The sequence below is a fragment of the Streptomyces daghestanicus genome, assembly GCF_020521275.1.
In the GTDB taxonomy this organism is placed as follows: Bacteria; Actinomycetota; Actinomycetes; order Streptomycetales; family Streptomycetaceae; genus Streptomyces; species Streptomyces griseoviridis.
This window is the reverse complement of sequence record NZ_BNDX01000007.1, coordinates 324,852-346,801: the sequence shown is the minus strand read 5'-3', so window position 1 is coordinate 346,801 and position 21,950 is coordinate 324,852. Positions and strand designations below refer to the sequence as shown.

The window sequence follows — 21,950 nt, the reverse complement described above, 5'->3', positions numbered from 1 at the left end:
CCTTGGACGCAGCGCGCACCCCCCGGACCCCGCCGCCCTGGTACCGGGAGATCACCCCGCGGAAGCGCAAGTCCTTCTTCGCGGCCTGGATCGGCTACCTCCTGGACGGCTTCGACTTCGTCCTGATCACCCTCGTCCTGACCGAGATCGCCGACGACTTCGCACTGAGCACCGTCGAGTCCGCGAGCCTGGTCTCCGGCGCCTTCATCACCCGCTGGCTCGGCGGCGCCCTGCTCGGCGCGCTCGGCGACCGTCTCGGCCGCAAGAGCGCCATGGTGGCCAGCATCCTGCTGTACTCCGTCGGCACCTTCGCCTGCGGCTTCGCCTGGGACTACACCAGCCTGTTCACGGCCCGCCTGCTCATCGGCATGGGGATGGCGGGGGAGTACAGCGCGAGCGCCACCTACGTCCTGGAGAGCTGGCCCGCCCGGTTGCGCAACCGCGCCTCGGGCTTCCTCATCTCCGGTTTCTCCCTGGGCGGCGTCCTGGCCGCCGAGGTCTACGAGCACGTGGTGCCGGGCCACGGCTGGCGCTGGCTGTTCTACATCGGCCTGCTCCCCGTGGCCGTCGCCCTGTGGGTGCGCCGCGCGCTGCCCGAGGCCGACGACTGGCAGGAGCGGGTCGGGTCCGCGGATGTCCGCCCGAACCCGTTCCGGCCGCTGTTCGCCGGGCGGCGCCGGGCCGTGGGCAACACCGTGCTGGCCGTCGCGGCCACGGGCGCGCTCTTCGCGGTGTTCACCCCCCTGGGCGCGGGAGCCGTGCCCGCGCTGTCGGTGGCGGCGGCGGCCTGCCTGGCCGCGTTCGCCGTCCAGCTGGGCGGACGCCGCCGGTGGCTGCTCCTCCTGGCGCTGTGCGTCACCGTCTTCTGCGCCTTCCTCTACAGCTGGCCGGTGCAGGCCCTGCTGCCCACCTATCTCAAGACCGAACTGGGCTACACCCCGCAACAGGTCAGCGACGCCCTCTACTTCGCCGGGTTCGGCACGATGGCCGGCTGCGTCGCCGCCGGGTTCCTCGGCGACCGGTTCGGAACCCGCCGGGCGTACGGCTGCACCCTGCTGGTCGGCGTGGCCTTCGTCTTCCCCGTCTTCGCGGTCCGCGACAGCCCGGTCGGCCTGGGTGTCCTGCTCTTCCTGATGCTCGCCTGCACGCAGGGCATCTCCGGGCTGCTCCCCAAGTACATCGCCGGGCACTTCCCCACCGAGCACCGTGCCGCGTCCCTGGGTTTCACCTACAACGTGGGCGCGCTGGGCGGAGCCGTCGCCCCGGTGCTCGGCGCCCGGCTGGCGTCGACCATGTCACTGGGCCGGTCCCTCGCCGTGCTCACCTTCGCCCTGACCCTGGTGGTGATCCTCCTCATCGGCTTCGACGTGCCCCGCCGCCTCAACCGGCTGATCGACCCCGTGCCCGTACCGGACCACCTCCTCGCGGAGGCCGTTCCGCGGACGGACACCGCGCCGGGACCGGAACGGGCCGGCGAGCCGGAGCGCCCGGGGTGCCCGCCCGTCACCTGACGGCGGCCGTAGGCCCGGACGGCCGGGCGCCGTCAGTCGTCGTCGCCGCGCCCACCGGACCTCGGCCCGCCGGAATGGCGCACCAGCTCACCCGCCGCCAGGGTCACGCGGGCCACCCCGCGCGCCCAGCGCGGACCGCCCCGTTCCGCCCACACCACACACGCGCAGCCCCCGAGCACCAGCACGAGCACCCCCGACAGCACCACCACGGCCACGGCCGCCCCCCTCAACCTCACGCTCGACCGGCGTCATGCTGTCAGGGAGGCGCCCACCGGCGACAGGGGCACGCCGTCACGGCAGCGGCGTACCGCCGGTCGCGTTGACGATCTCCGCGGTGATGTACGACGCCTCCTGCGAGGCCAGGAAGACGTACGCGGGAGCCATCTCGGCAGGCTGGGCCGGACGGCCGATCGGCGCCTGCTTGCCGAATTCCACGGTGTCCGGCAGCGTCGCGGGGATCAGCGGCGTCCACACCGGTCCGGGCGCGACGGCGTTGACCCGGACGCCCCGGTCGATCACCATCTGCGCCAGCCCCTGGGTGAAGGTGACGATGGCCCCCTTCGTCATCGCGTAGTCCAGCAGGTGCGGACTGGGCTGGTACCCCTGCACGGAAGCCGAGTTGATGATGCTGCCGCCCGCCGGGATGTGCGGCAGCGCGAACTTCGACAGCCAGAACATGCCGTAGAGGTTGGTGCGCATCACCCGGTCGAACTGCTCCGTCGTGATCGCCTCGATGCCGTCGGGCTGCGCCATCTGGTACGCCGCGTTGTTCACGAGGACGTCGATGCGGCCGAACGCGTCGACGGCCCGCTCCACCAGGGCCCGGCACTCGGCCTCCTCGCGGATGTCGCAGGGGACGGCGATCGCCCGGCGTCCGGCCTCCTCGACCAGGCGGACGGTCTCCGCCGCGTCGTCCTTCTCCTCGTCGAGGTGGGTGAAGAGCACGTCCGCGCCCTCCCGGGCGAAGGCCAGCGCCACCGCCCGGCCGATCCCGGAATCACCGCCGGTGATCAGCGCCTTGCGGCCGTCGAGCCGCCCGCTGCCCCGGTAGGAATCCTCACCGTGGTCCGGAGGCGGGTCCATGGGCCCGGTCCAGCCGGGATGGGGCTGGTCCTGGGCGGGGAACTCGGGCTGCGGATGCCGGTGGGCCGGATTCTGCGGCTGGTTCACGGTTATGGCCTCTCACTCGTCGTCATCGGGCTGTCACGCCTGTGACCAGCGCTCCGGGTGCCCGCGCGGGGCCCGCCGGAAACGGGGTGGACGGCCGGGAGCGGCCTGGCAAGGGGAAGGGCGCCGTCGTGACCGGTACGTGATCGGCCGCGCCTTGTCGTACCCGCAGTAACAAGATCATCATTTCCCGGTGAGAGCCTCGGGCAACTTCCGGGGCCGTTTCCCCCCTTGCCGCGGCCCCTCGGGCCCCGTCGTGCCTGGTCCGCGGTGTCTCCGTCACCCCAGGGAGTCCCGCATGCAGTCCTCGAGCCAGCCGGTCGAACAAGCGCGCGCGGAGTACGAGGCGCACCAGCGGGACTGCCGCCAGTGCCGCGCGGACGCGGCCCCCTGCCCGGTCGCCAAGCACCTGCGGCGCGTCCACAACAACCTCGCCCGTGCGGCCCGCCCCCGCCCGACCGGCCGCGCGGCCTCCTGACGGCAGGCCCCGCCCGCGCGCACGGGTGACCACCTGGGTGACCGGGGGGCTCCCGAGTCCGTTGGTTCCGGATTTTCTGGGTAGACGGCTGCCGTAAACGGTCAGAGCTCAGGAAGCGGGCGGATCGGATGGACAGGACTGCCCAGAATGACGACCGGCTCCAGGACGGGCTGGTCTGGATGTCTGCGGCGTACGAAGGGGTACCGGGTGACATCGCGCGGGCACGGGACCTGGCACGCGCCTTCCTGGTACGGCTGGAGCACGACCACGGACATCCGGTGGCCGCCCGCGCCGCGCAAGCGGTGGAGCTGGTCGTCAGCGAGCTGCTGACGAACGCCTGCAAGCACACCTCGGGCCCCGCCGTGCTCGACCTGGAACTGGTCGGCGACCAGGTGTACATCACCGTCCGGGACACCGACCCCGGCCTGCCGGTGGCCCGGCCCCCCGATCCGACCCGCGTCGGCCGGCACGGGCTGGAGATCGTCATGGCCCTCGCCCACAGCTTCGACGTGCACCGGGAGCCGGCCGGCAAACGCACCAGGGCGGCCGTACCGCTCACCGGCGATCCGCGCCGGGACGGCGACGGCCGCTCGGGCCTCGGCGCGCCCCGCGCCGAACCCGGGGAGGCTTAGCGGCGCGTGTACCTGGAAACGACTACCTCCGAGCGGTCGCGGTAGCGGCCGTCGACCGGCGCGGAGGGGGTCTTCACGTGAGGTACGACAGCATCACGGAGGCCATCGGTAATACGCCGTTGGTGCGGATCGATCCGGGTGTGCATGGTCTGCGGAATGTGGATCTGTTCGCGAAGCTGGAGATGTTGAATCCGTTCGGGTCGGTGAAGGACCGTCCGGCGTGGCACATGGTGCGTCCGTTGCTGGAGGGGGCGGCGGGTGGGGGTGGTGGGGGTGGTGGTTCGACGGTGGTGGAGTTGTCGAGTGGGAACACGGCGAAGGCTCTGGCGTTGCTGGCGGGGATGCACGGGTTGGGGTTTCGCAGTGTGACGAACCGGATGCGGGTGCCGGAGGTCAAGGAGCTGCTGCTGTTGCTGGGGGCGGAGATCGAGGAGTTGCCGGGGCAGAGCGAGTGTCTTGATCCGATGGATTCGGATGATCCGTTGACGCGTTTCCACCGGGCGTTGTCGGAGCCGGGGAGCCGGTTTCTGCATACGGATCAGTATTTCAATCCGTTGAATGTGGAGGCGCATGCGGTGGGGACGGGTCCGGAGATCGTGAAGGATCTGGAGGGGCGGGTTCCGGACTGGTTCGTGGCGTGTGTGGGGACGGCGGGGTCGTCGACGGGGGTGGCGCGGGTGTTGCGGGAGCATGATCCGGGGGTGCGGGTGCTGGGTCTGGTGGCGGAGAAGTCGGATTTCGTGCCGGGGATCCGGACGATCGACGAGGTGCGTGGGGTGGGGTTGTTCGATCCGGGGACGTATGACGTGTTGGCGTCGGTGTCGTCGGGGGAGGCGATCGAGGGGATGGTGACGCTGATCCGGCGGTGTGGGGTGTTGTCGGGTCCGACGGGGGGTGGGGCGTATTTCGGTGCGGTGCGTCATCTGCGGGTGGTGGACGAGGAGTTGGAGGGGTCGGGTCGTCGGGAGACGGCGGTGTTCATCGTGTGTGACCGGGCGGAGAGTTATCTGAGTTATGTGCGGCAGCGTCGTCCGGATCTGGTGGGGCGGGTGCGGCGTGGGCCGGGTGTGTCGGAGGTGTCGGTGGCGGGGGTGCGGACGGTGGGGGTGGGGGAGGCCCGGGAGTGGCTGGTGTCGGGTGTTCCGCGTCCGTTGGTGGTGGATCTGCGGGGGCCGCGTGCTTTTGGGGCGTTGCATATCGAGGGGTCGGTGAACATCGTGGACGAGGTGTTCGAGGAGTTGGTGCGGGGCGGGTTGCCGTTCAGCAAGTCGGTGCCGGTGCTGCTGGCGTGTCCGGTGGGGGAGAAGTCGGTGCGGTACGCGGCGTTGTTGTCGGGGCTGGGGCATCCGGATGTGCGGAGTCTGGAGGGCGGGATCGTGGCGTGGCGGGACGCGGGCGCACCACTGGTACGGGAGTGACGCCTCTGAATGGTAAGTGATAACCGTTTCCACCTGTAGATTTCTGTCCACGACAACGACAGGTGCGGAACGGAAGAGGTGGCGCGACCAGATGGGCGTGAGCATGCAGACCGCCGAGATGTGGGTGGAGCGCTGGGAACGGCAGCAGCGCCGCTACGCGGTCGACCGCGAGGAGCGGTTCACGGTGATCGCGGACGTCGTGGAGCACGTCTGCGCCGGCCGGCCCCGGCCGCTCCTGCTCGACCTGGGCTGCGGGCCGGGTTCGCTGTCCGCGCGGCTCGCCCGGCGGCTGCCGGACGCGGAGATCGTCGCCGTCGACATGGACCCCGTCCTGCTGGAACTGGGCCGCACCCACCACCCCGACGCCGCCCACTACGTCGACACCGTCATCGGCGCCGACGGCTGGACCGACGCCCTCGGCCTGCGCCGCCCCCTGGACGCCGCCGTCTCCACCACCGCGCTGCACTACCTCGACGAGGCCACGCTCCTCGGCACCTACCGCGCCCTCGCGGCTCTGCTGCGGCCCGGTGGCGCCCTGGTCAACGGCGATCACTTCCCGCCGGGCACGACGCCCTGCGCGGGGCTGACCGCCCACGTGGGCCGGCGCCGCGCCGAGCGGACCGGCTGCCACGACCACGAGGACTGGCGGACCTGGTGGGCGCAGGCGTCCCAGGAGCCCGAACTGGCCGACCTCTTCGCCGAGCGGGCCCGCCGCCGCCCGCCCCAGGGCGTGAGCGGCGCCGAGGACCTCTCCCTGGACCGGCACACCGACCTGCTGCACCGGGCCGGGTTCGGCGAGGTCACACCGGTCTGGCAGTTCGGCGACAGCCGGGTCCTGGTGGCCGTCAGGCAGTGAGGCCGGCGGCCCCGGGTCCGCACCCGTCCGCCGGCGGTTCCCGCAGGTCGAGGGCCATCAGGATCTCGTCGCGGTCGTCGCCGGGGGCCACCCGCAGCGCCCCCGGCCACCGGCCGACCTCCGTCCAGCCTGCCTTGCGGTAGAAGTCCTCCAGGCCCAGCCCGGCCCGCGCGGTCAGCTTCAGCCGCTCCAGGCCCATCTCGTCGCGGGCCACCCGGCGCACCTGCCCCATCAGCGCCGCGCCGATGCCCAGACCGCGCACCGGCACCCGCGTCATGACGTGGTTGACGACCCCGCAGTGCGTCTCCAGCGGATGGCTCTCGCGCCGGACGACCAGCCAGCCCGCCAGGGCGCCCCCGACGGTGGCCGTGAGCAGCCGGCGCCGCCCGGGGTCCAGCCCGGCCACGAGCCGGTCCAGCGCCGGTGCGAGGTGGGGCGGGGAGACCGGCGGGAGCGGGGTGTCGGGCGGGATGACCGCCCCGCCGGCGTTGGCCACCTCCGCCCAGCAGGCGAGGAGTTCCCGCCGGAGGCCGGCGGGGAGGTCCCCGGGCCGGGTGATCTGACCGAACGCGGGGGCGTGCACTGTCTCGGGCGCTGTCACCCCGTCAGCTTGCCAGAGACACGAGTGCCCCGCCGTGGCACCCCCGTGGGGTCAGGGCTTGCGGGCGACCGCCCCGTACATCGCGATGTCCTCGTCCCGGATGCCCCGCTCGCCGGTGCCGTCCGGGTGCCACTTGTGCACCTGCACGATGCCCGGCTCGACCAGTTCGAGCCCCTCGAAGAACTCCTCCGCCTCGGCCAGGGTGCGCAGCCGCATCGGCATGTCACGGGCCGCGTACTCCCGGGCCACCCGCGCCACCTCCTCGGGGGCGAACTCCGCGGTGCCGATCGACATCGCCAGGTAGCTGCCCGACGGCAGCGGCTCCAGCAGCCGGCGCACCACGCCGACCGCGTCGTCCTCGTCCAGCATGAAGTGCACGATGGCGATCACCGTCAGCGCCACCGGCCGCGTCAGGTCCAGGGTCTCGCGCAGTTCCGGGGCGTCGAGGATGGCCGCCGGATCACGGAAGTCGGCCTCCAGGTACGACGTCCGGCCCTCGGGCGTGCTGGCCAGCAGCCCCTGGGAGAGGGTGAGCACGATGGGATCGTTGTCGACGTAGACCACCCGGGCCCCGGGAGCCACCGCCTGCGCGATCTCGTGCAGGTTGGGGGAGGTGGGGATGCCGGTGCCGACGTCCAGGAACTGGCGCATGCCCGCAGTCTCGGCCAGCCAGCGCACGGCCCGGTTCATCCAGTCCCGGTTGGCGCGCATGTGGACCGGGAGCGCGGGCCACTCCCGGGCCATGGCGTCCCCCGCCTCCTGGTCCGCCGGGTAGTAGTCCTTGCCGCCCAGGATGTAGTCGTAGATCCGCGCGGAGTGCGCGTGCTCGGTGTCGATGCGGTCCGCGGGCCATCCGTTGTCGGGCACCGTCATGTCTCCCATACATGTAGTGAGGTCAGGGCCAACGCTCAACAGCGCACCCACGAAAGCACACTTCACCCACGCACCGGCACTGTTCCCGGCGGTTCGGGCCGGTCTTCGCGGAACTCACAGCTCCTTGCGGATCGCGTCGAGCACGGCCTCGGTCCGCGCGGGCGGCGCGGCCTGCGCGGCCAGCCGGTCCAGGGCCTCCCGGTACACCACCACGTCGTCGGCCTTGTCCAGGTAGACGGCGCCCACCAGCCCGTTGAGGTAGACCACGTCGGGCAGTTCCCGGGCCCGGAACCGGAAGAGGTGGTACGAGCCCCCCGGCATCGCGGGATGCGGACCGTTGGCGAACGGCATGAGCTGCACCGTCACATGCGGCAGCCGGTTCACCTCGATGAGATGGCCGATCTGCGCGCGCATCACCGCCGGACCGCCGACCGGCCAGCGCAGCACCGTCTCGTCCATCACCACCCACACCCGTGGCGGACCCGGCCGCCGGAGCAGCTCCTGGCGCCGCATCCGCAGCGCCACCCGCCGCTCGGTGGCCTCGGGCCGCGCGTGCGGATGGCCGGCGCCGAGCAGGGCCCGCGCGTACGCCTCGGTCTGGAGCAGCCCGTGCACGAACTGGCTCTCGTAGGCCCGGATCTGCAACGCCGCCTGTTCCAGGCTCAGGTATGCGGCGAACCAGTCCGGCATGACATCGCGGTACGTGTGCCACCAGCCGCGCTTGTTGGCCTCGCGGACCGACTTCAGGAAGGTGTCGATCTCCTGCTGGTCCGTCACCCCGTAGACCTGGAGCAGCTTCTCGGCGTCCGCCAGCCGCAGCCGGGCCACCTTGGCCGCCTCCATCCGGCGGATCGTGGAGTGGCTGACCCCGATGGCCTCGCCCGCCTCCTCGTAGGTCAGGCCCGCCCGGGTGCGGAGTTCCTCCAGCTGCCTGCCGAGGATCATGCGCAGGACGGAGGGGGCACCTCCCCAGTCGGTCTCCGCTCGCACGCCTTGCTCCTCGCTCGTCCGGAAGGTCCCGGGCCACCGTCTCACGTGTCACGTCCGCCCCACGCACACGGGGGGTCCACGACCCCGCGGCCACGCCACCGCGGGGAGCAGCATGCACAGGGGCACTTGCAATTTTCAACTTGCCGGTTGCGAGGCGTGGTCGGAAGGTGCCACAGTGGAGTCACCGTTCCGGTTGTTGCGTACGCCGGCATCCGCACCGGCTGCCGGCGGTCCGGGCGTCCCGGGTGCGAGCGTGGACAGAAGGCGATGGCGATGTGTGGCCCTTTCCTCCACCGGCCACCGGACGGACCCCCGCATGACCGGCCCGGCGTACCACCCCCGCCGCGCCCCCGCGACCGGCCCGCCCGAACCGGCGCCGCGGCGCGACAGCGCGGGACCCGCCGTCCGGTCGACCACCGGCACGGACCCGGTCCCCGCGCACACCCGGAGGCGAGCACACCGGCCGACTCCCCGGGCCCACGGCCCCGGCCGGCTCGCCTCCGGGCACCCCCGCCCCGCTCCCGCACGGCCCTGACCGGACCGTTCCCCGGGCGTCGGCGCACCCGGCCGGCCCACCTCCCCGGCCCGCACGACCCGCCGCCCACGGGGCTGACCACCCCGGCCCGGCCGGCCCCCGGCCCCCGGCCGCCGCCCGCGCCCGCTCACCGAACCGCACCGGTGACGGCGCGGCGGCACCCGCCCGGGCGGGACCAGGACGGCGACCGCACCACCGGCGGCCCCGCCGCCGCGCACGGCCCACCCCCCACTCGGCCGAAGGACCCCCCTCATGGACCGACCGTTCCACCCCGCCCCGCCCCCGTCCCACCGCCCCCGGCCGGCCCCGCCCGGCTCCGCCGGCCCGCGCCTGCGGATACCGGAGCGGCTGCCCGCGACCCTCGGATACGACGCCGTGGGCCTGCCCCGCGAACACGGCGAGCACATCATGGACCGGCTGCCCCGCGTCGGCTGCGTCTTCGCCGACGACCGGCGCTGGTGGTGGATCGTCCCCGCCGGCTCCCAGATCGGCGTCGTCTGGCCGCCCGGCACCACCTACGCCGTCGGCGCCCGGGTGGCCGACCCCTCCTGGACCCCCGCCCGGCGGCCCGGGGCCGGCCAGGCCCGCCCCGGCCTCATCCACGCCCCCCGCACCGGCTCCCCGTACACCCCGCCCATACCCCTCTACCTCCTCACCTGCCGGCTCTCCGGCAGCCCCCCGTGCTGGCGGCTGGACGCCACCGGCTGATCCGTCCGGCCGGGCCCGGGTACCCGGAGGGTGACAAACGGGGCGGCACGGAGTGGCGTCCTGAACGGGCTCACCCTCCGGAGGGTCTATGTTCCGCAAGCGCCCCGCACAGGACGGTGACGAGCTGCTGACCAGGCTCGGCTCGCTGACCGCCCAGGCGCGCCGCCACGCGGAGCTCCAGCGGACCCGGGTGGAACTGGCCGTCGCCCTCCAGCGCGGCATGCTCCCCGGCGACCTGCCCGTCATCCCCGGCTTCCACCTGGCCGTGCGGTACTCACCCGCGTACTCCGGACTCGACGTCGGCGGAGACTGGTACGACGCCTTCCCCCTGCCCGACGGCCGGATCGCCCTCTCCGTCGGTGACGTCCAGGGCCACACCATCGACGCAGCCGCCTTCATGGGGCAGGTCCGGGTCGGGCTGCGGGCCCTGGCCGCCGTCACCGGCGACCCCGGAGACGTGCTGGTCCGTACCAACGACCTGCTGCTCTCCCTGGGCGCCGACCGCTTCGCCACCTGCACCTTCATGCGGCTCGACCCCGCCACCGGGGTCCTGGAGAGCGCCCGCGCCGGGCACATCCCCTGTGTGTGGGCCACCGCCGACGGCAAGGCAGGCGTCGCCGAGGACGAGGGCGGCCCGCCGCTCGGCGTCCTCGGCGGCGTCCACTACCCGGTGACCCGGTACCGGCTCACCACCGGGGGCGTCTTCATCCTGCTCACCGACGGGGTCGTGGAAGGCCCGGCGCTCTGCGTCGACGACGGCCTCGACCAGGTGGTGCGGCTCGCCGGGATCGCCGCCGTCGCCAACATGGAGGCCGGCTCACTGGCCGCCGCCGTGATCAGGAACGCCGAGCGGGTGGGCCACGAGGACGACGCGGCCGTCCTGGTCGTCGGCCACGACAACCGGGAGGGCGGCGGCTGAGCCGCACCGGCGCATCCCGTATGGCCGATCCGGCTGCGCCGTTGTCTGATGGCCGGGTGGTGGGTATCCGAGGCTGGCCGCGCCCCGTCGTCCTCGTCCTGGAGACGCTGGGCGTCGCGGCCTGCTATTACGGGGCGGGACGCCTCGGCCTGCTGCGCCGGCTCGTCGTGGACGACGCCGTGGTCACCCCCATCTGGCCGCCCACCGGCGTCGCGCTCGCCTTCCTGCTGATCCTCGGGCTGCGCGCGGTCCCCGGCGTCGCCCTGGGCACCCTCTGCGTCGTCCTCACCCTCTCGTCACCGGCGCCCTCCACGGCCGGTATCGTCGCCGGCAACACGGCCGCCCCCGTCTGCGCCTACCTCATGCTGCGCCGGGCCGGGTTCCGCAGGGACCTGGGCCGGCTGCGGGACGGCCTCGCCCTGGTGTTCCTGGGCGCCCTGACCGGCATGGTGGTCAGCGCCAGCACCGGTGTCGCGCTGCTGGCCGCCACCGGCAAGGTGGACGCCGGCAGTCTGCTGCCGGTGTGGCTGGCCTGGTGGGTCGGCGACGCCATGGGCGTCCTCATCGTCACCCCGCTGCTGCTCCTGCTGCACCGGGCCCGCCGGGCGCCGCCCGGCGCCGTCCGCTGGAAGGAGGCCTGCGGCCTGGCCGCCGTCGCCTGCGCCCTGGTGCCCGTGGCCACCCAGACCTCCCTCAGCCTGCTCTTCCTGGTGTATCCCCTGCTGATCTGGGCGGCCCTGCGCTTCCAGCTCGCGGGCAGCACCCTGTGCGCGCTGGCCGCCTCCGTCCTGGCCACCCTCGCGGCGACCGACCGGCGAGGCCCGTTCACCGGACTGACCGAGTCCGAGGTGATGATGAAACTCCAGGCGTTCAACGGGTCCATGGCCCTGACCGCGCTGCTGCTCTCCGCGGTGATCACCGAGCAGCGCAACACCAGGAAGTCGGTGGAACGCGCCTGCCAGGAACTGGCCGCGGCGCTGGAACACCTCACCGCCGGCGACCGGCCCCGCCCGTAGCCGGCCCGCCGTACGCGGGCCGCTCACACCCGATCCATGGAATCCCGTACTCCTGGGTAGGCGCGCCCGGTGTCCCGGCCCCCGGGATCCCGGCGACCCCCACCGACGACAGGAGCAGCACGGTCCATGGCGTACGCATCCGACCGCCCGGTCCCCGACTCATCCCCGTCCCCCCAGCTCGCGCTGACGCTGCCGGACTGGGCGCGCGACCACGTGACGGCGCTCATCGGGGTACCCCTGCGCATCGTCCTCATCGTGATCGGCGTGGTCCTGGTGCGGAAACTGGCCGGACGCGCCATCACCCGCGTCGTCCAGCGCATCCTCGAACCGGGCGACGGACGGGAGGCGGGCCGCAGGCCGGGGCGGGGTCCGGCGGTGCTCCACCGTGACCACACCCGCGTGCGCGAGCGGCGCGAGCAGCGTGCCCGGACCATCGGCTCGGTCCTCAGCAGCATCGTCTCCGTCGTCCTGTTCGTGGTCGCCGTCGCCATGGTCCTCGACCAGGTGGGCATCGCCCTCGGCCCGCTGCTGGCCAGCGCCGGCGTGGTCGGCCTGGCCATCGGCTTCGGCGCTCAGAGCCTGGTGGCCGACTACCTCTCCGGCATGCTCATCATGATCGAGGACCAGTACGGCGTCGGGGACTCCGTCGACCTCGGCGAGGCCGTCGGCGACGTCGAGCACGTCGGGCTCCGCCTCACCCACGTCCGCGACCTCAACGGCGGGCTCTGGCACATCCGCAACGGCGAGATCCTGCGGGTGCGCAACGACAGCCAGGAATGGGCCCGCGCCGTCCTCGACGTGACCGTCGCCTACGACGCGAACCTCGACGAGGTGTACCGGGTGCTGGAGGAGGCCGGACGGTCCCTGCGCGAGGACCCCGACTTCACCGGCGCCCTGCTGGAGGACGTCGCCGTCTGGGGCGTGCAGTCCCTGGACGCCGACGGTGTCACCGTGCGGGTGGCGGTCCGCACCGCCCCCATGCGGCAGTGGGCCGTCACCCGCGAACTGCGCCGCCGCGCCAAGGAGGCCCTGGACGCGGCCGGCATCGACATCCCCTTCGCGCAGCGCGCCCGCTGGCTCCGGGGCGAGGGCGACGCCGACAGTGCCCAGGCGCTGCGCTGAGCATGTCTTTCGGGTGATCGTCGGCGGGTTCCGGGCCGTCCGCCGGATACCGGGGAAGGCATGGCGACGTCCAACCCGTACGAGATTGGGAGACACGCATGCGTATGCGTACGTTCGCCGCCGCTGGACTGCTGTCCGTGACGGTCGCGATGATGGGTGCCGGTGCCGCGAGCGCGACCGAGGGGCCGCAGGGCTTCGAGCTGGAGGGCAGCTACTTCGACCACCGCGCCAAGGGCCGGTTCCTGAACGTCGGCGGCGAGGGCGGCGTCACCTGGGCCGCCAAGGACGAGCGGCACCGCGGTGCCGAGCTGGAGATCGAGTCCGGCCGGGACTGACCCCCGGCCCCGTGGCCGCGGCGTGAGCCGAACGACGGGCCCCGGGGACGGCACCCGTCCGGCGGTACCATCGGGCCCGGTCCGCACCGTGCGAACGGTGCGGACCGGGCCCGGTCGTCCGCCGGCCCGGCACCCGCCCCACCGGAAGGGACCTGCCATGACCGCCTCCGACCCGGTGACCTTCGCCGACGTCCGGGCCGCCGCCGCGCTCCTGGAGGGCGTCGCCCACCGCACGCCCGTCCTGACCTCCCGCACCCTGAACGCCCTGTCGGGCGCCGAGGTCTTCGTCAAGTGCGAGAACTTCCAGCGGGTCGGCGCCTTCAAGTTCCGCGGCGCCTACCACGCCGCCGCCCGGCTCTCCCCGGAGCAGCGGGCCCGGGGCATCGCCGCGTACTCCTCCGGCAACCATGCCCAGGCCACCGCGCTGGCCGCTCGCGAACTGGGCACCCACGCCGTCATCCTGATGCCCGAGGACGCCCCGCGCGCCAAGCGGGAGGCCACCGCCGGCTACGGCGCGCGGATCGTCACCTACGACCGCTACACCGAGGACCGCACCGCGCTGGGCGAGGCCCTGGCCAGGGACAACGGCATGGCCCTGATCCCGCCCTACGACCACCCGCACGTCATCGCCGGGCAGGGCACCGCCGCCCTGGAACTGCTGGAGGAGACCGGGCCGCTCGACGCCCTCCTCGTGCCCGTCGGCGGGGGCGGGCTCATCGCCGGCAGCGCCGTCGCCGCCAAGGCCCTGCACCCGGCCGTCCGGGTCGTCGGCGTGGAACCCGAGGCGGGGGACGACACCAGGCGTTCCCTGGCCGCCGGGAAACGCGTCGCCGTGCCCGTGCCGCGCACCGTCGCCGACGGCCAGGCCGTACCCACCCCCGGCGAACTCACCTTCGCCGTGAACCGGCGGCTGGTCGACGAGATCGCGCTCGTCAGCGACGAGGAGATCGTGCGCGGCATGCGGTTCGCCTTCGAACGCCTGAAGATCGTCCTCGAACCCAGCGGCGCCAGCGCCCTCGCCGCGCTGCTGGCCGGCCGCGTCGAGGACCCGCCCCGGCGGATCGGCGTCATCGCTTCCGGCGGCAACGTCGACACCGCCCGCTTCGCCGCGCTCCTCGCCGGCTGACCCTCGCCGCCCCGGTCCGCCGGAGACGTCCACCACACACCACGCACATCGCGGGCAGGCCGGGGTATCCGGCACGCGAGAGGACATGACCGCCGGAAGGGGGCCGTGTCGCGGACGGAGGGGCAGGGGGCGGAGATGTTCCGCAGGGGCGAGGGCACCGGAGGCGGGGAGCGGACCGCGGTTCAGGCCGTACGGCCGCCGGCCGCCCGGTCCTCCGCGCCCGCCTCGACGCCGTACCTCCCGGTCGCCGCGGCGCAGAAGGCCTCCAGGCCGGTCAGCAGCGCGGCCCGCTCGGCGGCCGGCATCAGCGCCAGCACCGACCGCAGCTCCCGCTCCCGGCGGGACCGCAGGTCGGCGAGGAAGGCGCGGCCCCGGCCGCTGAGGCGCAGCCGTACCTCGCGCCGGTCGTCCGGGCCGGTGACCCGCTCGACGAACCCGGCCGCCTGCAACCGGTCGCAGAGCCGGCTGGCGGACGGCGGCGTGGAGGCGAGGGAGTCGGCGAGGGTGCCCAGGTTGATGCCCTCGTGGTGCTCCAGGATATGCAGCACCCGCAGCTGCGACGCGGAGGCGGGCGCCGTCGAGGCCCGGCCCCACAGGACTTCCAGCAGCTCCGCGGCGGTCGCGGTCGCGCGCGCGACGTCCTCGGGCTCCGGGCGGGGACGGAAGACGGTCACGGTCACACTCTCGCAGACGCTGGACTGCCCGCCAGCGTACTAGGTGCGGGACGACCGCAAACGCACGATACGGCCCCGCGGCCCGAGAAACGTACGTGGACCTTGCGACGAAGGACAGGTGTATTCGCTAACGTGAACAGATTCATGGCCGTCGTACGCGCGCTGCGCACGGCGGCGCCCCACGAACTGCCCGAGACCGTCCACCGGGAACTGGCGACGGGTTACGCGGCGGACGGCGCCGATCTCTTCCTGGCCGACTACGGCCTCACGGTGCTGCGGCCGGTCTCGACGCCGACGCACGCCGCCGCGCCCGTCTCCGTGCACCACGGCCCGGCGGGCCGCGCCTTCGGCGCCCAGGAGCCGTGCCTGGAACCGGCCGGCGGGGGACGGACGCGGGTACACCTGCCGGTCACCGTGCGCGGGGACCGGCTCGGCGTGCTGTCGGTGGTCCTGCCGGCCGGGGACGGGGTGCGCGAGGTCCTGCCCGAGCTGGCGGAGATCGCCGAGGTCCTCGGCCACGAGCTGATCGTGGCCGAACGCGACACCGACCGCTATCTGCTGGCCCGGCGTACCGACCGGCTCACCCTGGCGGCCGAGATGCAGTGGCAGCTCCTGCCCGGCCGTTCCTGCGCGCGGCCCGAGTACGAACTCGGCGCCCAGCTGGAGCCCGCGTACGCCATCTTCGGTGACAACTTCGACTGGTCCGCGACGGCCGACCACCTCATGCTGTACGTCACCAACGGCATGGGCGAGGGCACCGAGGCGTCGCTGCTGACCAACCTCGCCGTCAACGCCTGGCGCAACGCGCGGCGGGCCGGGCTGTCCATCGCAGACCAGGCGTGCCTGGCCGACCAGGCGGTCTTCGCGCACTACGGGGGCCGCAGCTATCTCTCCGTGCTGATGTTCGACTTCGACCTCGCCACCGGGCGCGTCCAGGTGGTCGACGCCGGCTCCCCGTTGCTGCTGCGACTGCGGGACGGCGTGGTGGAGAAGGTCGAGTTCGAGGCCCAGCTGCCGCTCGGCATGTTCGAGGAGACCGACTACGAGGCGCAGGAGTTCGAGGTCCGGCCCGGCGACCGTCTGATCTCCGTCAGCGACGGCGTCTACGAGGCCGTCTCGCCGCAGGGCGAGGTGTACGGCGAGAACGCGCTGTTCCGCGCTGTGCAGGCCACCCGGCTGCTGCCCGCCGCCGAGGTGCCGCGGGCCGTCCTGCGGGAACTGACCGGCCGTCACGACCGGTCCGCGCCGGACGACGACGCCCTGGTGCTCTGCCTGGACTGGCGCGGACGCTGACCGCCCGGAAGGGCGTGTTGTTCCCGGTCGCCGCCCGAGGCTAAAGTTTGTCATACGGCAATAAACAGTCGGGCGGCGTACGGCCGGTCCGCGGCACCGGAGCCGTGCAGAGGGAGACGATGCAGGTGACGGAGCGGGTCGGTGTCCCCTCGCGCGGCCGGCCTCCCGACGAGCCCGCCGCACTGCCCGCCTCGACCGTGCCGATCGGTACGGAGGAGGACCTGGCCTGGGTCAGGCAGCAGGTCCGGCGGTCCGCCGCCGGACTCGGCTTCGGGCTGGTGCGGCAGACCAAGCTGATCACCGCCGCCAGCGAGCTGGCCCGCAACACCCTGCTCCACGGCGGCGGCGGGCACCTGGAGATCGGCCCCCTGTGCCGGGAACGGGTCCGCGGGGTCCGGCTGGTCTTCGTCGACAAGGGGCCCGGCATCGTCGACGTCGAGCGGGCGATGGGCGACGGCTACAGCACCGGCGGCGGACTCGGGCTCGGGCTGAGCGGGGCCAGACGGCTGGTCGACGAGTTCGCGATCGACACGGAACCCGGTGGCGGGACCACGGTCACCGTCGTCGCCTGGGACGCCGTGCCGGCCTCCCCGCGGCCGGGGATCTGACGGCCGCTCACTCCGGGGCGGACCGGGGCGCCGCTTCCCCGGCGAGGAGGAAGGCCACCAGCCCGCGGCGCATCGCCGCCCGGTCGCCGGGCGCCATCGCGGCCATCGCGGACGCCAGTGCCCGGGTCCGCAGTTCGGCCACCTCCGCCAGGACGCGCCGGCCGTGGGCGCTCGGCCGCAGCCGCACCTCGCGGCGCCGGTGCGGATGCGCCTCCCGCTCCAGCAGGCCGGCCGCCTCCAGCCGGTCGCAGAGCCGGCTGGCCGTGGGCGGCCCGATGTCCATCCGCTGGGCCAGGGCCGTCAGATTCAGGCCGGGCGCCGCCTCCAGGATCCGCAACGCCCGCAGCTGGTGCGGGGACAGCCGCAGCGCGGCGCCCTGCGCCGCCAGGGACCACAGGGCCGTCAGGCTGTCCACCGCGCCGGCCAGGTCCCGGGCGATGGTGTGCGGATCGTCATCGGGACCGGTGGAACGGGTCACGAGCGCATCACTTTCCGTAAGCTCCGGGCCGTACGGGTGTCACCCCCGTCGCACAACGCTGTACCCGGAGACCCGCGGCGCAAGCAGGGCCAGGTGAAGGCGTGCCCGGCGCGCGGGCCCCGGCGCCGACGGCCGGTGATTCACGCGATGGCGGACGCCCCCGGGACGGCCAGACTCCGCAGGGCATCGTCCGAACCCCACGGAGGTCGTCTCATGACATGGATGACATGGACGCGACATATCGGCGCTTGGGTGGGCGCGTTCCTACTGCTCGCCACCGGGATGTGGTCCGTCCCCGCGGCAGCCGCCGAAGGCCCCACCGTCACCACCCGGTACGGCCAGGTCCGGGGCGCGGCCGGGCAGGCCGCCCACTCCTACCTCGGCATCCCCTACGCGGCGCCCCCGATCGGTACGCGCCGGTGGCGCCCGCCGGAAGCCCCCGCCCGCTGGAGCGGCGTCCGGGACGCCACCGCGCCGGGCGACCCCTGCGCGCAGACCGGCTCGGACAGCCCCTGGGGCGACCTGGCCGGACCCGGCACCCCCAGTGAGGACTGCCTCTACCTCAACGTCCACACCCCCGCCCGCCCGTCGCTGCTCAAACGGCCGGTGATGGTGTGGATCCACGGCGGCGGTTTCACCGTCGGCTCCGGCGCCTTCTACGACGGCAGTACCCTCGCGGCCCGCGGCGACGTGATCGTCGTCACCCTCAACTACCGCCTGGGCGTCTTCGGTTACCTGGCCCACCCGGACCTGGCGGCGGAGTACCCCGAGGGGATCTCGGGCAACTACGGACTGCTCGACCAGCAGGCCGCGCTGCGCTGGGTCCGCGACAACGTGGCCGCGTTCGGCGGTGACCCGGGCAACGTCACGGTCTTCGGCGAGTCGGCGGGCGGCGGCAGCGTCTGCCAGCACCTGGTCTCGCCGCGCGCCACCGGCCTGTTCGACCGGGCCATCGCCCAGTCCGGCTGCGGATTCACGCTGCCCACCCAGGAGTCGCAGCAGACCGGCGGCGCCGCCTGGGCCGGCACGCTGGGCTGCGCGGACGCCGCCTGCCTGCGGGCCCTGTCCGCGGACCGGCTGCTCGCCGCCGCGCAGAGTCCCACCGCCCGCTGGACCCCCAATGTCGACGGCGCCGTCCTGCCCCGGCAGGTGACGGACGCGCTGGAGAGCGGGCGGTTCCACCGCGTCCCCGTCCTCCAGGGCACCACCGCCGACGAGGGCCGGCTCTCCGTGGCGACCACCTACGACCTGGCCGGCCGCCGCCTCACCGCCGCCGGATACCCGCCAGCGGTCCGCGCCCTGTACGGCGACCGGGCCGACGCGGTCCTCGCGCGCTACCCCTTGTCCGACTACGGAAGCCCCGCCGAGGCGCTGGGCGCTGTCCTCACCGACTCCCCGTTCGCCTGCCCGCAGTCCCGGACCGCCGGACTGATGGCCCGGTACGTCCGGTCCTACCAGTACGAGTTCGCCGACCGGCACGCCATGGACCACCTGAACCTGCCGATCAGCTTCCCGGCCGGCGCCCCGCACGGCTCGGAGATCCGCTACGTCTTCGGCGCCGTCACCGGAACCCCCGCGCAGAACGCCCTCGCGGACACGATGCTCGGCTATTGGACGGCCTTCGCGCGCACCGGTGTCCCATACACCGCCGGTGCTCCGTACTGGCCGCTCCACCCGAAGGTCCAGGTCCTCGACCCCGAGGGGATCACCGCGCAGACGACCTTCCCCGAACGCCACAAGTGCGACCTCTGGAACCAGCCCGCGGGCTGATCCGGGGAACCCCGTCCGGGACGCCGGCGCCGTCCCGGACGGGTCCCGCGCGGCAGGGTCAGAAGGGGCGGTCGCCGACGACGGCGACGCGTTCGGCGACGCGGCGGTGGGAGCCGTAGTCGTTCACGGCGTAGTGCTGGGTGGCGCGGTTGTCCCAGAACGCGACGTCCCCCGGCTGCCAGCGGAACCGCACCTGGTACTCCGGGACGTGTGCCTGCTGGAACAGCAGGCGCAGCAGCCGGTCGCTCTCGTCGCGGTCCAGGCCGGTGATGCGCGTGGTGAAGGAGGCGTTGACGAACAGGGTCCGCCGTCCGGTCGCCGGGTGGACACGCACCACGGGGTGTTCCACCGGCGGAAAGACCTCCTGGAAAGGGGCGAGCCGCTCGGGGCCGTAGAAACGGGCGAAACCGGGGATGAAGTCGTGCACGGCGCGGGCGCCGTCGACGCGTTCCCTCACCTCCCGCGGCAGGTTGTCGTAGGCGGCGGCCATGTCCGCCCACAGGGTGTCGCCGCCGGACGGGGGCACCTCGCGGAGCTGGAGGACGGCGCCCAGCGCGGGACGCTCACGGAAGGTGACGTCGGTGTGCCAGACGTTCTCGAACGTCGGGGTGGCGTCCCCGCCCTTGGCGAAGCGGACGACGTCCGCGCCGGCCCCGGTGGCGAGCAGGGGGTTGGTCTCCAGCTCGCCCCAGTTGCGGGCGAAGGCGCGCTGCCGGCCGGAGGTGAGGTGCTGGGCGCGGAAGAAGAGCACCTTCCACTCCAGCAGGGCACGGTCCAGTTCCGCGCGCAGGGCGGGCGTCAGCGGGCGGGCGAGGTCCACCCCGCGGATCTCGGCACCGATCGTGCGGGCCTGCGGGACGACCTCGAACAGCTCGTAGGGCCGCTCCTCCCACCCGGCGGGCAGCCGGCGCAGGACGCGCGGCCCCTCGTAGATGCCGTCTCCGGGGATGCGCGCGGTGCGCAGTACGGCGGCCGGGGCGGTGGACGTGACGGTCATGGGGTTCCTCTCCTGCGGGCCGGTCCGGCCCGGACGGCGGACCCGCGGCGGCACCGCGGGCACGGGGGCGTCCGGGCGTGCCGCCGTCGGGCGCGGACCGGGAGGCGGCGGATGGGCGTCCGGGACGACGGACGCCGGTGCGTCGGGGAAAAGAGGGCGAGCGGGGGAGGGCTCGCGGGAGGGCCTCCGGCTGAGGTCCTGTCGTCACACCTTCGTCATCCGCCCGGAGGGCGGGCCGGCGCGGCGGACGTGCGTGGAGGGCGGCGCCCGGCAGACGGGAGGTCGGGGACAGGGCCTAACGGCCGGAGCGCGGACACCCGGTTCGCTCCGGGACGCGCGAAGCTCCCGTGGACGAGGCGAACCGGCAGATGTGCATGGCGACGATTGTGTGATCCCTCCTCCGCCCCTGTCAACGGGGCCTCACCGCCGCCCCCGCGCGAGCGCCTGGGCGGAGGAGGCGGCCGGCCCAGGCCGGTCCGCCCGGTGACCGGCATGGTGACCGCGGGACGGGGTAAGGCTCCCCGCGCGACTGCGTGCACCAGTCACCGGACCCACGGTCGCGTCGGGAGGGCCGCCATGCCGGACATCGGAATCATCGGGGCGGGGGTGGCCGGTCTCCACCTGGGCCTTCTGCTCCGCCGCCACGACATCCCGGTCACCCTCTACAGCGACCGCACCCCGGCCCAGATCGCCGCCGGCCCCCTGCCGGCCACCGTCGCCCACCACGCGCCGACCCTGCGCCGGGAGGCGGCACTCGGGGTGGGCTTCTGGCCCGCCGACACCTACGGCTACACCTGCCACCACCACTACGTCGGCGGCCCCCGGCCCCTGACGTTCCGCGGCGACTTCACCAGCCCCTCCTGCGGCGTCGACCACCGGCTGGTCCTGCCCGCCCTGACCGACGTCTTCCAGGACCGCGGGGGCGAACTGCGCACGGGCCGGGTGGCCGCCGACGACCTGGCGGGGCTCGCGGCCCGCCACGACCTCCTCGTCGTCGCCACCGGCCGGGGACCGCTCGCGGACCTCTTCCCCCGGCTGGACGGCCCCGGTTCGGCCACCGCGCCGCGCCGCCGGCTCTGCGCGGGCCTCTACCACGGCGTCGCACCCGCCGAACCCAAGGGCGTGACCCTCTCTCTGGCCCCCGGACGCGGCGAACTGATCGAGATCCCGCTCTACTCCGGCCACGGCCACGTCACCGCCCTGCTGTTCGAGTGCGTGCCCGGCGGCGGGGCGGACGCCCTGTGCGCCCTCGACCAGCGGGCCGGCCCGGCCGCGTTCGACCGCGCCGTCCGTGCCGAACTCGCCGCCCACCACCCCACCGTCTTCGCGCGCACGGACCCCGCCCGGTTCGGCCTGACCGGCCCCCTCGACCTGGTGCGGACGGCGATCACGCCGACCGTGCGGGCCGACTGGGCCGAACTGCCCGGCGGACGGTACGCACTCGCCCTCGGCGACGCCCACACGGTCGTCGACCCCATCGTCGGACAGGGCGCCAACACCGCCTCGTACAGCGCCGAGGTGGTCGCGGACGCCGTCCTGGACGACCCGGTCCTCGACGAACTGTTCTGCCGCCGGGTCGCGCGGCGCCGCGCCGAGGTCGTCCTGGGCGCGGCCCGCTGGTCCGAGCTCATGCTCCGGCCGCCCGAACACGTCCGGCGGCTCCTGGGCGCGATGAGCGAGTGCCGGAGCGCGGCCGACGAGTTCACCGACAACTTCGGCCGGCCCGACCGGCAGTGGCGCCTGCTCGCCACCCCCGAGCGCACCCGCGCCTTCCTCGCCCGGCACGGGGTGCTGCCCGGCTGACGCCGGTCCCGCGGGCGCGGACGCGGTGAGGCCCCGGTCC

The 21,950-nt window shown here is 74.0% G+C and carries 23 protein-coding genes; 15 read left to right on the top strand and 8 right to left on the bottom strand.

Features of this window, described 5'->3' with window-relative positions; genetic code table 11:
- Positions 1-2: 2 nt before the first annotated feature.
- Entirely contained in the window at positions 3-1,511 is a 1,509-nt protein-coding gene (locus Sdagh_RS08890) for a sialate:H+ symport family MFS transporter (protein ID WP_190078201.1), read from the top strand.
- A gap of 32 nt (positions 1,512-1,543) precedes the next feature.
- On the opposite strand, the gene Sdagh_RS08885 is transcribed toward Sdagh_RS08890, so the two are convergent.
- The gene (locus tag Sdagh_RS08885) at positions 1,544-1,747 is read right to left on the bottom strand and encodes a hypothetical protein (protein ID WP_372478423.1); all 204 of its coding nucleotides are present in this window, start codon (positions 1,745-1,747) and stop codon (positions 1,544-1,546) included.
- A 55-nt stretch (positions 1,748-1,802) separates the two neighbouring features.
- Positions 1,803-2,681: an SDR family oxidoreductase gene (locus Sdagh_RS08880; RefSeq protein ID WP_189424814.1), complete on the bottom strand. Its 879-nt coding sequence runs from the start codon at positions 2,679-2,681 to the stop codon at positions 1,803-1,805.
- A 295-nt stretch (positions 2,682-2,976) separates the two neighbouring features.
- On the opposite strand from Sdagh_RS08880, the gene Sdagh_RS08875 reads away from it, so the two are divergent.
- From Sdagh_RS08875 to Sdagh_RS08860, 4 genes are all read left to right on the top strand, one after another.
- Entirely contained in the window at positions 2,977-3,156 is a 180-nt protein-coding gene (locus Sdagh_RS08875) for a hypothetical protein (RefSeq protein WP_189424812.1), read from the top strand.
- A 128-nt stretch (positions 3,157-3,284) separates the two neighbouring features.
- Entirely contained in the window at positions 3,285-3,788 is a 504-nt protein-coding gene (locus tag Sdagh_RS08870; protein ID WP_189424810.1) for an ATP-binding protein, read from the top strand.
- 77 nt (positions 3,789-3,865) lie between these two features.
- Entirely contained in the window at positions 3,866-5,206 is a 1,341-nt protein-coding gene (locus Sdagh_RS08865; protein ID WP_226534884.1) for a pyridoxal-phosphate dependent enzyme, read from the top strand.
- A gap of 91 nt (positions 5,207-5,297) precedes the next feature.
- Positions 5,298-6,062 carry a class I SAM-dependent methyltransferase gene (locus tag Sdagh_RS08860; RefSeq protein ID WP_189424148.1) on the top strand — a complete coding sequence of 255 codons (765 nt, stop codon included), beginning with the start codon at positions 5,298-5,300 and terminating at the stop codon, positions 6,060-6,062.
- Here the strand turns inward: Sdagh_RS08860 and Sdagh_RS08855 are convergent.
- The 3 genes from Sdagh_RS08855 to Sdagh_RS08845 form a co-directional block, all read right to left on the bottom strand.
- Positions 6,052-6,663 carry a GNAT family N-acetyltransferase gene (locus Sdagh_RS08855; RefSeq protein WP_190078391.1) on the bottom strand — a complete coding sequence of 204 codons (612 nt, stop codon included), beginning with the start codon at positions 6,661-6,663 and terminating at the stop codon, positions 6,052-6,054. The two genes, Sdagh_RS08860 and Sdagh_RS08855, sit on opposite strands and share 11 nt — an antisense overlap.
- 51 nt (positions 6,664-6,714) lie before the next feature.
- On the bottom strand, positions 6,715-7,530 hold the full coding sequence (locus tag Sdagh_RS08850; RefSeq protein WP_190078407.1) for an SAM-dependent methyltransferase: 816 nt from the start codon (positions 7,528-7,530) through the stop codon (positions 6,715-6,717).
- Positions 7,531-7,650: 120 nt separating this feature from the next.
- Positions 7,651-8,526 (bottom strand): Sco1979 family transcriptional regulator, encoded by an 876-nt coding sequence (locus Sdagh_RS08845; protein ID WP_189424143.1) that lies wholly within the window; start codon positions 8,524-8,526, stop codon positions 7,651-7,653.
- Positions 8,527-9,313: 787 nt separating this feature from the next.
- Between Sdagh_RS08845 and Sdagh_RS08840 the strand changes: the two genes are divergently transcribed.
- The 6 genes from Sdagh_RS08840 to Sdagh_RS08815 all read left to right on the top strand — a co-directional run bounded on the left by Sdagh_RS08840 (position 9,314) and on the right by Sdagh_RS08815 (position 14,287).
- Positions 9,314-9,769 (top strand): hypothetical protein, encoded by a 456-nt coding sequence (locus Sdagh_RS08840; protein WP_226534881.1) that lies wholly within the window; start codon positions 9,314-9,316, stop codon positions 9,767-9,769.
- 88 nt (positions 9,770-9,857) lie between these two features.
- Entirely contained in the window at positions 9,858-10,688 is an 831-nt protein-coding gene (locus Sdagh_RS08835) for a PP2C family protein-serine/threonine phosphatase (protein ID WP_189424141.1), read from the top strand.
- 56 nt (positions 10,689-10,744) lie between these two features.
- Entirely contained in the window at positions 10,745-11,704 is a 960-nt protein-coding gene (locus Sdagh_RS08830) for an MASE1 domain-containing protein (RefSeq protein ID WP_189424139.1), read from the top strand.
- 126 nt (positions 11,705-11,830) lie between these two features.
- Positions 11,831-12,826, top strand: a complete 996-nt coding sequence (locus tag Sdagh_RS08825) for a mechanosensitive ion channel family protein (protein ID WP_189424137.1) — start codon at positions 11,831-11,833, stop codon at positions 12,824-12,826.
- A 98-nt stretch (positions 12,827-12,924) separates the two neighbouring features.
- Positions 12,925-13,161 (top strand): hypothetical protein, encoded by a 237-nt coding sequence (locus Sdagh_RS08820; protein ID WP_189424135.1) that lies wholly within the window; start codon positions 12,925-12,927, stop codon positions 13,159-13,161.
- Between the two features lie 157 nt (positions 13,162-13,318).
- Positions 13,319-14,287 carry a threo-3-hydroxy-L-aspartate ammonia-lyase gene (locus tag Sdagh_RS08815; RefSeq protein ID WP_190012126.1) on the top strand — a complete coding sequence of 323 codons (969 nt, stop codon included), beginning with the start codon at positions 13,319-13,321 and terminating at the stop codon, positions 14,285-14,287.
- 182 nt (positions 14,288-14,469) lie between these two features.
- Here the strand turns inward: Sdagh_RS08815 and Sdagh_RS08810 are convergent, their stop codons facing one another.
- Complete coding sequence (locus Sdagh_RS08810; protein ID WP_190078393.1) at positions 14,470-14,967, bottom strand: MarR family transcriptional regulator; 498 nt, start codon at positions 14,965-14,967, stop codon at positions 14,470-14,472.
- A 138-nt stretch (positions 14,968-15,105) separates the two neighbouring features.
- Here Sdagh_RS08810 and Sdagh_RS08805 point away from each other — a divergent pair, with 138 nt between their 5' ends.
- Positions 15,106-16,254, top strand: coding sequence for a PP2C family protein-serine/threonine phosphatase (locus Sdagh_RS08805; RefSeq protein WP_190012127.1), 1,149 nt, complete (start codon positions 15,106-15,108; stop codon positions 16,252-16,254).
- Between the two features lie 119 nt (positions 16,255-16,373).
- Positions 16,374-16,862, top strand: coding sequence for an anti-sigma regulatory factor (locus Sdagh_RS08800; RefSeq protein ID WP_190012128.1), 489 nt, complete (start codon positions 16,374-16,376; stop codon positions 16,860-16,862).
- 7 nt (positions 16,863-16,869) lie between these two features.
- On the opposite strand, the gene Sdagh_RS08795 is transcribed toward Sdagh_RS08800, so the two are convergent.
- Complete coding sequence (locus Sdagh_RS08795; protein WP_189424129.1) at positions 16,870-17,340, bottom strand: MarR family winged helix-turn-helix transcriptional regulator; 471 nt, start codon at positions 17,338-17,340, stop codon at positions 16,870-16,872.
- A 252-nt stretch (positions 17,341-17,592) separates the two neighbouring features.
- On the opposite strand from Sdagh_RS08795, the gene Sdagh_RS08790 reads away from it, so the two are divergent.
- Positions 17,593-19,110, top strand: a complete 1,518-nt coding sequence (locus Sdagh_RS08790) for a carboxylesterase/lipase family protein (RefSeq protein WP_226534879.1) — start codon at positions 17,593-17,595, stop codon at positions 19,108-19,110.
- 58 nt (positions 19,111-19,168) lie between these two features.
- Here Sdagh_RS08790 and Sdagh_RS08785 read toward each other — a convergent pair whose 3' ends face one another.
- On the bottom strand, positions 19,169-20,107 hold the full coding sequence (locus Sdagh_RS08785) for a TauD/TfdA dioxygenase family protein (RefSeq protein WP_189424124.1): 939 nt from the start codon (positions 20,105-20,107) through the stop codon (positions 19,169-19,171).
- Positions 20,108-20,683: 576 nt separating this feature from the next.
- On the opposite strand from Sdagh_RS08785, the gene Sdagh_RS08780 reads away from it, so the two are divergent.
- Positions 20,684-21,910 carry a styrene monooxygenase/indole monooxygenase family protein gene (locus Sdagh_RS08780; protein WP_190078395.1) on the top strand — a complete coding sequence of 409 codons (1,227 nt, stop codon included), beginning with the start codon at positions 20,684-20,686 and terminating at the stop codon, positions 21,908-21,910.
- The last annotated feature ends 40 nt before the right edge of the window (positions 21,911-21,950 follow it).